The sequence below is a fragment of the Agrobacterium sp. DSM 25558 genome (assembly GCF_900100825.1).
Lineage (GTDB): Bacteria > Pseudomonadota > Alphaproteobacteria > Rhizobiales > Rhizobiaceae > Agrobacterium.
This window is the reverse complement of the sequence record NZ_FMUD01000063.1, coordinates 1-9,714: the sequence shown is the minus strand read 5'-3', so window position 1 is coordinate 9,714 and position 9,714 is coordinate 1. Positions and strand designations below refer to the sequence as shown.

General features: G+C 54.7%; 8 protein-coding genes and 1 pseudogene. 3 read left to right on the top strand and 6 right to left on the bottom strand.

Annotated features, from left to right (window positions below; all coding sequences use genetic code 11):
- From DSM25558_RS27080 to DSM25558_RS27070, 4 genes and pseudogenes are all read right to left on the bottom strand, one after another.
- Positions 1–1,226, bottom strand: a 1,226-nt coding sequence (locus DSM25558_RS27080; RefSeq protein WP_143240269.1) for a UvrD-helicase domain-containing protein, incomplete at its 3' end; no start/stop codon positions are given.
- A gap of 2 nt (positions 1,227–1,228) precedes the next feature.
- Complete coding sequence (locus tag DSM25558_RS27075) at positions 1,229–2,578, bottom strand: ATP-dependent nuclease (protein ID WP_244554331.1); 1,350 nt, start codon at positions 2,576–2,578, stop codon at positions 1,229–1,231.
- 477 nt (positions 2,579–3,055) lie between these two features.
- Positions 3,056–3,163, bottom strand: a pseudogene (locus tag DSM25558_RS29890) (hypothetical protein); the annotation flags it as partial.
- Positions 3,164–3,268: 105 nt separating this feature from the next.
- On the bottom strand, positions 3,269–3,895 hold the full coding sequence (locus DSM25558_RS27070; protein ID WP_077107719.1) for a hypothetical protein: 627 nt from the start codon (positions 3,893–3,895) through the stop codon (positions 3,269–3,271).
- 212 nt (positions 3,896–4,107) lie between these two features.
- Here DSM25558_RS27070 and DSM25558_RS27065 point away from each other — a divergent pair, with 212 nt between their 5' ends.
- From DSM25558_RS27065 to DSM25558_RS27055, 3 genes are all read left to right on the top strand, one after another.
- On the top strand, positions 4,108–5,742 hold the full coding sequence (locus DSM25558_RS27065) for an AAA family ATPase (RefSeq protein WP_077107718.1): 1,635 nt from the start codon (positions 4,108–4,110) through the stop codon (positions 5,740–5,742).
- A complete protein-coding gene (locus DSM25558_RS27060) occupies positions 5,742–6,620 on the top strand; it encodes a hypothetical protein (RefSeq protein WP_077107717.1) in 879 nt (292 codons plus the stop codon). The genes DSM25558_RS27065 and DSM25558_RS27060 overlap by 1 nt, the downstream gene beginning before the upstream one ends.
- A 66-nt stretch (positions 6,621–6,686) precedes the next feature.
- Positions 6,687–7,295, top strand: a complete 609-nt coding sequence (locus DSM25558_RS27055) for a DUF2026 family protein (protein WP_077107716.1) — start codon at positions 6,687–6,689, stop codon at positions 7,293–7,295.
- A 72-nt stretch (positions 7,296–7,367) separates the two neighbouring features.
- Here the strand turns inward: DSM25558_RS27055 and DSM25558_RS27050 are convergent, their stop codons facing one another.
- The gene (locus DSM25558_RS27050; protein WP_077107715.1) at positions 7,368–8,240 is read right to left on the bottom strand and encodes a CHAT domain-containing protein; all 873 of its coding nucleotides are present in this window, start codon (positions 8,238–8,240) and stop codon (positions 7,368–7,370) included.
- A 75-nt stretch (positions 8,241–8,315) separates the two neighbouring features.
- Positions 8,316–9,569, bottom strand: a complete 1,254-nt coding sequence (locus DSM25558_RS27045; protein WP_143240268.1) for a hypothetical protein — start codon at positions 9,567–9,569, stop codon at positions 8,316–8,318.
- Between the last annotated feature and the right edge of the window lie 145 nt (positions 9,570–9,714).

Below are 9,714 nucleotides of genomic sequence, written 5' to 3'. Positions count from 1 at the left end.
TCTTTAGCCGTCCCGGCTTCACTGCGATAAGGGGGATAATAATCAACGAGGCTCTTTGGGTGCCAGGGTCCCTTAACCTTCCCGGTGACATTATGCCGTGACGCTACCGCCCAGATCTCTTTTTCCGAAAAGGTCTCGGGCCAATGAGCCCTCGCTTCGTCTGCGAAGGCGGACAGCACCCCGCCAATCGTCTTTTCGTCGAAGACAATGACAACCATCAGCGTACGCTTATCGTCAACGCTCTGAATTTTTTGGGGTATCTTGGTGGTCAGCCTGCTCGCAAAGTCAGCGATCGGCTGTCCGAACCGGCGACTTTCGTCAAAAGGAATGCAATTAGCACCTGGTGTCCAGTGGGATGCCACCGGGGCATCGTCTTGATATAGGGTCTGATTGCTATCGCCGAGACGCTGAAAAGCCGAGCCTCCATCGGCGAACAAGTGCTCCAAAAGCTTCAATTGCTTACCGTTCGTGTCTTGTGCTTCATCCAGGATCACAAGGGGGAAGCGACGGCGCAGCCGCTCTGCAATTTTCGGGTTCTCTTTGAGAGCACGCAACGCGAGGGTAGTCATATCGGAATATCGATAAATTCCTTTCTTCACCATGGATGCTTTGAGCCGGGCGAGCGCCTTTCCGCAGTCTGTGTCGGCGCCGTGTTGCCCTTTCCTGCGATGCACTGCGAGCGATTCAGGTAATTCGGAACCAGTGACGAAATCTACATCTAGATCTAAACTCCTAACCCACGAGTCTACCGTCGCAGCGGCTTTCTTTGCCTGTGCTCTCAGCTCCCAATAGTAAGGCATTGCTCGAGCCGCTTCCGCAGCAAAGACGTCGTCATCGATGCGCCTGATCGGCCATCCAAGTCCGTGCAAATAGGGTAATGCCAGGAACTGGTTCACGAATGCCGTCACAGTGCCGGTAAAGTGAGGATACGCCATAAGTTGCGAAGCTGTCGGGTGGCGCGAGATCTGTTGCTCGACTTCCGTGCGTGCCGCATTGGTATGAGAAATAATGCACACGCCTTGGCTTCGGCTGTCCCAACTTCGCGAGAGAAGAGCTAGCTTGGCCGCTAGCAGCGTGGTTTTTCCATTGCCGGGTGCCGCCTGCACGTCACAGGAGGCCATGCTTGCAAGAAAGTCCGAACGGCTTTTGTCCGTAAAGTCACAGCCACCGAGCTCGGCGCCAAGCTCGGCCAGAATTTCGGGGGTAATCGGCGCGATTTCCAGCACGGCTACAAGGTCCCCGCGGCTGAATCAAGCTCGGCCAAATCATCCTCCTCGGCGACGTCCCCTAACGGCGGCTTTCCAGCCTCATACGGTTGGGTAACGAAATCGATGGCACGGACGAGATATGGAGGCAACCGCTCACGAATTTCGGCTGGGGTGTCCGGTCGGGCCCGAATGATGGCCGCCAGTTCTTCGGCGACCTCAGCTTTTGATGCATCGCCGTTGAATACAGGATCGTAGATTTTTACCGCGATTTCCAGATCGGATAGACCATCGTCTTTCCACTGCTGAAACTCCTTGCTCGCAGTCTCAACAATCCTCTTCCGCCATTCGGGCCGACGCGACGTAGACTTCGCGAGCAGGACGGCCTGATAGACGCTTTCAGCCAGAAGCGGTTGTAATGCCAAATCGAACTCAAGGGTCCAGCAGTCCGCGATAAAGGCGTCGACCGGGTCGCCAACATCGCGGCGCAGCGTTTTCATGCGTGCCGTGATTGCATCTGCGTCCAGCTCGTCTTCGGTCTTTCGTTCCCCGACCAACGCTTTCGCTTCTTTCGGCGGTACATCGCGATCCGGTATCAAGGCGACCGGAATACCAATGGCTGGCCCGGCCTTGCGCTGAAGGATACGACTGTATCGGAAGAGTCCCCTATGACCGACATTAACGATCGAGACGCCATGTCGACTGAGCGGACGCCCCAATTTCTCTGCCAGCGCTGGCAAGAGGAGGTTCTCACCATCCCCTTCAACGACGATTAGCGCGCGAGCAAAAAAGAGATTGGCTTTGGTCGCATCAAGAAAGCGCCGGAGGAATTCATAATCGCTAATATCGAGACGAGTGTAGGCGGCAGCCAAGGGGAAGGCTTGATGGCCGACCATAATGGTCATCGTCTCAAGATCCGCGCCCGCTGCTAACTGAGGGCTGTGTGTCGTCAACAGAACCTGAACCTGCTTCTGCGCCTCGCCAGCACCAACCGCCGCGCGCGCTGAAAGGACGTCCATAAAGAGCGTCTGATGCTGTGGGTGGAGATGCGCCTCAGGTTCCTCGATCAGCAAGAAAGGAACTTGATCAGGATGGGACTGTAGAAGCAGTAATTCGGCGGCCATAAAGAGAAGATTGTTGTAGCCAAGTCCACGTTGAACGCGCGCCCCACCAACCTTGGCATTGAGGTAAAGTTCGAAGCGCTCAAGCACCTGATCGAATGAGCCATGCGCGCCAAGGTCCAGGGTAGCGACAAGGGGATCATCAGCAAACGAAAGCTTGTCGAGGAAGTCTGTATTAACATTACTCGCTATGCCGCGGACAGCCGTATTGTCGCGCACATCCTTGTCGGCTGCTTTGAGCGTATCAAGCAACGTCAATTTTCCACCCACAGCACCCGGCTTGCTTTCGGGCCCCATCTGCGGCATGGCGCCTAATATGCGGGAAAGACGGGATCGACGACCAGCCCTCAGTTCGCGCTCGGCATCCCGAAGAGGCTTCAGGTATGTCGCCTTTAGATATTCGCGCACCTCTCCGTCGATCGGCAGGCCTTCGCCATCGTTACCGGCTCGATGTTGCGTTGTGATAATGCTGCCTCCACCTGGCGAGAGGCGTCGTGTGCTGCGGATACAGATATGGAGACGGAGTTTTCCCCTCTCGTTCGTGCACCACTCGAGGAACCGGGATTCCTCGTCCAGCGTAAGCGCATCGAACGTGCAGGTGATTGTAAATTCTGCGGCTCGGACGCCTGCGGCATCGACGTAGAAGTCCAGCTCATCGGGGCGCAGATAGTCATCTCCACGTGTCCAGAGAGCGTATCGGACCGCATCGATGATCGCACTTTTCCCGGCGTCGTTGGGACCGACCAGAATGTTGAGACCAGGCGTGAGTTTTATCTGCAGTGGCAAAGCAGGGTCGAAGCATCGAAAGCCCTGCGCAAAGATTTCTGAGATGAACACTGAATGCCCCCACGACTCACACCCAGTATTACTTCCTTGTTTGCAACTTATTGAAAAGGGATTACTTCCGATTAAACACCGAAAATTGCGGTCACTTCGGTGTGTCTAGAACGGCAAGCTCTTTTCAACCCCAGGCATCGAGGCGAAGCGGAGCGCCCCTTTCGCCCAGATGTCACTCTGGACAGCACGTTGCTCAACCGCCTCTCGGCTTGTCAGCAACCAAGTCGGCAATTTGGGCTGGCCAACGAGGTTCCTAGCTTTGCTGCGGCACTGCTCGATGAACGTTTCCATCCGTTCATGGATCTCCTCAGTCGTAACCAAAGCGGTAAGAGGTCCGAAATCCTCAAGGACTCGATATCTTAGAAACGGAGGCAGATTCCCGGCAAGATCCCAGCAGATTAACGGGACAGCAGCTGCGGGAAAACTCGAATCATGCGGCAAATAGTGCGGACCGATATCGATCAGCCGTCCAGCCGCAACGACCCAGTAATGTGCGTGCCCTTCAGCCGCACTTGCGAAACCTTGCATGCCTGCTTGTTGGCCAGATCTAGACACCATAAAGGCGACTGCGTCGCCACCCTGGATCGATGCCTCGTGCCCAAAATCCGACAGCAGCGTCTGCATCCCAAATGCCGCGTACATGCATCGCTTATGATAGTCGTTCGGGAATGAGCGACGCAAAGCTCGGTCAACGACGGAAAATGAGCGCGCCACGGCCTTTTCGAACAGCATTGTCTAGCCTCCTAAAATTAAGTCCCAAAACGGCGCGAACTCATAATGTCGCGTAATTACGGGCGCTGCTCAGCGCCGCCCCTCGATGCCCCGAGCCCTGTGCACAACGCTGCTACCATCGGGCGAAGCTAGTTTGCTTGCACGACCAAAATACGTATTATACATGCCGCGCGAGCAATCGGTAGATTTCGCGAAAAAGACATGGAAATCATATGACGCTCTCGCCTTCGGACACTCCAACAGAACAGTTCAAGCTTTTTTTCTCTTCGCAGACGCCCTCCGACGCCCGATCGATCGAAAATAATACTATTCTGATCACCCCATCTGGAGACAGTTTCGACGATTTCCGCTTCAAGACTCGGATCAATGTTTTCGTTCGCCGGGACTCTGCTCGCCTAATAGCCGAATTTTCTGGCATGATCGGCTTTCTCCAAAGCTCCAATGAGGAGGTGAATGGTGCTGATCTCATCAAGAGTGCCGCTCCAGACAAAGCGGTGGTCCCCGAAGACGATTTCCCGAAATTCTTTACGTTACTACCCGACCTCGATGCTTATCGCAGGCTCATTGCCGACGCAGACGTCGCTGGTGCTCGCGAAGTCCTGCTAAAAACCTGCGATCTCGTTGCTCTAGGTGAGTTTTCCGCAAACTCTCCGATTGTGCGCGACGCGCCGAACACTGCGGTTTTTCAGTATTCCTTGACGCGAACCGCCGAAGCTTTTTTTGCCTATAAGAATGCGGGACCGATCCTGCGAGGTCTCGGCCATGAAGAAATTGGTCGAATGTCGCCGACGATTGCCGTGTCGTTCAAACTGACGGCTTTTGAAAACAAGCACGAGCTTAGGTTCAACTTCGACCATTCCGGCTTCTTGCCAAAGCGGATGGCGATCATCATCGGAAAAAATGGTGTCGGAAAAAGTCAGGCGCTTAGCACGATCGCGAAGCAGGCGATAAAAGGCGGCGGCCTAGTTGATCCGAAAACGGGGGAACGGGCTCAGTTCAATCGAATGCTGGCGTTTGCCCCAACGAAAGAAGCGCTCTCTATCTTTCCGGGCACGGCGCGACGCCGACAATATGTTCGTTATTCGCGTTATGCCCTGGCGCGATCCTCCCCGACCCGGAAAGCCGGCGGTCTGATCAGTGCGATCGTCAGCGTCGCCCGATCGAACCAGGCGATTAAGGATCGTAGCCGATGGCAGATTTTCCTTAATGCACTCGAAGCGTTGGGGGATCCGAAGTCCATATGGCTCTGGACGAATGACGGCTTCATTCCATTGAGCTCATTGAACCAGGGCGGCGAACAGGAAAAACTTCGACGGTTTGCGTCGCTGAACACACGACGCGATCCGGTTCGTTTCTCCGATGGCAATGCGCTTCGCCTAAGTAGCGGCGAAATCTCTTTTCTAAAGTTTGCGGCCTATGTGAGCTTGGAGATCGACAATAGTTCCCTTCTACTCTTCGACGAGCCCGAGACCCATCTGCACCCGAACTTCATAGCGCGCTTCGTTTCGATCCTGGATAGCCTGCTGGCCCAGACCGGGTCCGCGGCTATCATTGCCACGCACTCTGCTTATTTTCTTCGAGAAGTTTTCAGAGAGCAGATCTCGATCCTGAGGGCTGACGCCGACAGACGGATCGAAGTCCAGAGACCGCGCCTTGCGACCTTTGGCGCAGATGTTGGAGAGATTTCCTACTTCGTTTTCGGAGAAGACGAACCTTCGTATCTTGCGCAAGAGGTGGAACGAAACATTCAGGCCTCAGGCATGACTTGGGATGAGGTGCTCGAAAAATATAGCAATGAGTTGTCGTTGGAATTCCTAAACGAACTTCGGGCAAAGATTTCCGACTGATGCGCAAAAACCCTTTTCCGATTTTCGATGACATCGCAGGCGTCGACGCCCTCGTCGACAACCGCAGGCTTGGAAGTTATCCGGGCCTACAGGCATTTCGGCAAGCCTTGAAGGCCGGCTACGTGCAGTATGACAGCGTCTCGGGTAACGCACAGGCGGTCGTGCATGTCCCGATCCCGGTTCCATTGGGTAAATGGCTGCGCAAACATTACAAAGATTTGCCAACCAGCCACCGCCCTATCGACGACATCCGCGACGACAATCTTGCACTACCATGTTCGATGTGTGGCTCCCTGCACGCACACACGCTGGACCACGTTCTGCCGAAAGAAGATCACCCGGCATTTGCGGTCTTCTCAAGGAATCTGGTCCCAGCATGTGATTGCAACCTGAAGCGTGGCCAGAACTATAAGGGCAATGCCGTAGGAGCGCGCATCCTCCATCCATACTATGACGCGTGCATGGACGAACGTCTTTACGCAGCGAAGTTTTCCGGCATGGATGCAACCGTGATCGTAGATCTCGAAATCCTGGTTGCCCTTACCCACCCGGACAGGCCCGCGATCGAATACCACTTGGACAATGTGGTCAAGCGGACCGGCGTGCTGAACTGGCTAAGAAACCAGTGGGTCAAGTTCATCCGCGCGCCGCGGAAAATCGTCGGGTCCTTGGACTTCATTCCCGCGAACCAAGCTGAATTGATCGCGGCTATCAGCGAGCATCGAGATGCGCGCGACTATGCTCAGGGGTCTCTCAACAACTGGGAGTCGATGTTCGCTCAAGGCTTGCTCGATCCTGCGGTCATGGCCTGGCTGTTCCCGAGACTGTCAGCAGCCGGTCGCGGGGTCGATGACCCTGTGATTGCGGTGGCGACATAGACGCGCTGGAAATTCCCCCTGAAGACCTAACGCCTTGCCCACTCGAGCGCTGAAAGCACCCTTACCATGCTGATCAAACAAACGGACTATCACAGGATCTACCGGGTCATTAACAGCCTCGTTGTCAACGAAGGCGGCAATCCTGCATATGCCTGTATGTATTTCAGCACCTTCGGCGCATTTATCCTAGAGCATCATTACAAAATCAAAGCGGCGCCTAAAGGCGGTCTCGCTGCTTACAATCTTGATGGATCGATGCTCCTTTTTGCCGATCACCGCGACGACGGCTATGTCACCGGCGCCGGTGAAAACTTCCACTGTTGGACCGAGGCCGACGGCTGGGCGATCGATTTCATGGCCCCGGCGTTTTCAGAGACGGCCAGTACGCTTGGCGTGCCGTCAAAAATGTTCCAACGACCCATTTCGGCGATGGCGTCGTCGATCAATGATCTCAACCATTCGGGCTCCTTCTTTTACCAATCGGAGCCCGAAGCGACAGCCGGTCGGTTTGCGGGTTGGCAGAATCTGCCCATGATTGGTGACCTCGCCAGCATCGCGGTGAAGTGGTTTCGTCGATCTCCCAAGCAGATGCTTCCCTCGATTTCGGTGGGAGACCAGAAAGGGAACCTCAAACCAGTACCCCTGGTTGGCAACCCTCTCGCTGGTTCGTGGTAAGCCTTAAGGTACATCAACTGGTGGGCAGCCTCTCCATTTCTTCGCGGCCAATATAAAACGGGCCAGAAGCCGTCAGACGCCGCTTCCAAGCATCTGCTCACTCGTAATGCAAATGGTCTCGGGATTTCCGAGATGCGTGTAACGGACACTGTCTCCAGCCCCTACGGCCGAAGAGACGAAGTCTTTGAATTCGGCGTCTGTGAGGTCCATGACTTGCATTATCTTTGTGGTAGCTCCCGACCACCAGTTTGGATCTCGAGAATGAATCAACATATCCACATCAAATCGGAGCCCGTCTAAATCTTCCTGTGTGAGTGTTCGCCGCCGCTGAATTTGATTGATCAATTCTGAGAGCAAATCGAGCCGAATCATACTGCCAACGACCTCGCTCCAAAGTACAGGCGTTTCGATCTTGTCGACCAAAGTGCTGACATACCAAGAAGCGCGATGAGCCAGGCGAGCAGCGAACACCCCGGCTCGGTCGCCGCGGATCGGAAGAAATGTCCCAAGCACCGCCCTTGCGCCACATGAGAGAAAGCCGTTGGCAACCGTAGCGTGGGTTCGATCTGGGGCATGTGTATCGCAAGCACTCAAGATCACTATGGGCGGTGATCGGAGAGTGCCTCTCAATTCCCAAATATCGACGTCGTCACTCCCGATCCTCAAGGTCCCAACCCTGGTTCGTTCGTCGTGGTTGCCGTGGCAATCAAGTATCACCATAGCTCCACCAAAGGAATTGAAGGCGTCCACCAGATCATTTTTGTTTTTTATCCTCACGTGTTTAATTTTGAGATGCCCTGGGATTGTCTGAGCGACCTCTTTGACCGCTATGGAAAGAATATCCTTGAGATGGTCGTCATCCTGGAATGAAGAAATCACAAGGATTTCTTCAAAGGCGCTCGGGTCGAGAAACATCCGTCGCGGCGGTACGAGCTCGATCATCATCAAGTTGCCCGGTGTCGCGGGGATGCGCGATACGTCACGGGCGATGCACAGCGGTAAGCCATCGCAAGGGAGCCACTACAGCGGCGCGTCTGAAACAAGCTTCACACCGCTTCTGCTCAAAGCGATTTTTTCCAGAAGCTCTCGGTTGCAGTGTACAATCAGCGCGCTCTGGACCTTTTGAAAGAGCCCGATAGTCTTCTTAAGCTTGTTAGGGCGGTTTTTGCCGCGTATGTGGTTGGTGAAATTTCGCAAATCAGGGAATGTGTTCACGCCACTCGGAAGCCGTATGGTGGCCGCGAAAGTCGATGCCGCTCTCAAGGCAATTGCATGTGTCTGTAGCTGAAGTTCCCGGCCGCGAATTCCCATCACGGTCTGCCAGCCGGGGCTGGAGATCAATTCGCGCGGGAAAGAAAATCCTTCGATCAGCATTCGATAGCCAGTCTGACGCTGTTGCAGTTGGAATGCTTCCCGAAAGCCCGCCGGTAAATCATCTGATCGACGCATTCTCGCGCGAAAGTGTGAGTAGGCTGCGGGCGCAGCGACAATAACGTCCGGCGTCCGGGGCTGAACTCGGAGCGCCGGAATTCCAGCGACTGTAGCTCTCAACGCGAGGACTTCCAAGGTGGACTCCTCTATCGCGTCAACTAACTCTCCTTCATTTTCGACAGGAGGATTCAGCGCAACCTCGGCGCTCATATCTGCGCCAACGGCTTGGAGCGTCACCAAATTTGGAAGCGTACAGTTGTGGGTACGAGGTGTGAATGACAACGGGAAGGTTTCATCAGCACGCCACCCGTCTACCATCTCTGCAAGGTTCGCTCGAAGTGAAGGTGGGAACGATTTGCTGAGGCGCTGCATAACCTTCCTCAGATGACGCCTAATTCGTTCTCGATTGGCCTCACCTGGCCTTGCATCACCCAGATATCCATCTGTGATATGAAACACGGGAAAAAGCTGGCGTGAGCACCATCGTTTCGTGCGCTTCGCGACCTCGGCATGCCCACTGATGACGACCCAGAGGGGCGCTGTTTCGCTGATATCTATCTTCTCCAATTCGGAGACCATCAACGGCATCCAATTCCAGCCTCGACCTGTTACACGCATGCCGATCTTGCCTTGAGGAGGTAACGCGGGACTTATCAGATCGGGCGGAAGATCGAAAATTTGCCGCAATGTCCATCCGAGCTCGTCGAAACGATTGGAAATCCCTTGAAATGGGCTGGCACTCTCGAGCCCACCGTCCTCCAGGACAACGACATAGATAATTTCAGTGACGGCAGCCCATCTTCGTTTCGTTTCGAAGTCAATCTCATCCTGATCAGCGTCCAAAACGCTCACTCCCAAATCAACCAGCAACTGTGCATCATAATTTCTCGAAGAGTATCATGGCGTGACAGCTGCAACGGTACAACCATCTACGCTACCTCCTTGCAACCGCGCTTCCGCAAATCACATAACCCCCCAAGCCCGAAAC

What these genes read in the sequence shown, in the direction of transcription:
- DSM25558_RS27070 (WP_077107719.1), bottom strand. Translation starts at nt 3,895, where the DNA reads ATGCTGTTCGAAAAGGCCGTGGCGCGCTCATTTTCCGTCGTTGACCGA.
- DSM25558_RS27065 (WP_077107718.1), top strand. Translation starts at nt 4,108, where the DNA reads ATGACGCTCTCGCCTTCGGACACTCCAACAGAACAGTTCAAGCTTTTT.
- DSM25558_RS27060 (WP_077107717.1), top strand. Translation starts at nt 5,742, where the DNA reads ATGCGCAAAAACCCTTTTCCGATTTTCGATGACATCGCAGGCGTCGAC.
- DSM25558_RS27055 (WP_077107716.1), top strand. Translation starts at nt 6,687, where the DNA reads ATGCTGATCAAACAAACGGACTATCACAGGATCTACCGGGTCATTAAC.
- DSM25558_RS27050 (WP_077107715.1), bottom strand. Translation starts at nt 8,240, where the DNA reads ATGATGATCGAGCTCGTACCGCCGCGACGGATGTTTCTCGACCCGAGC.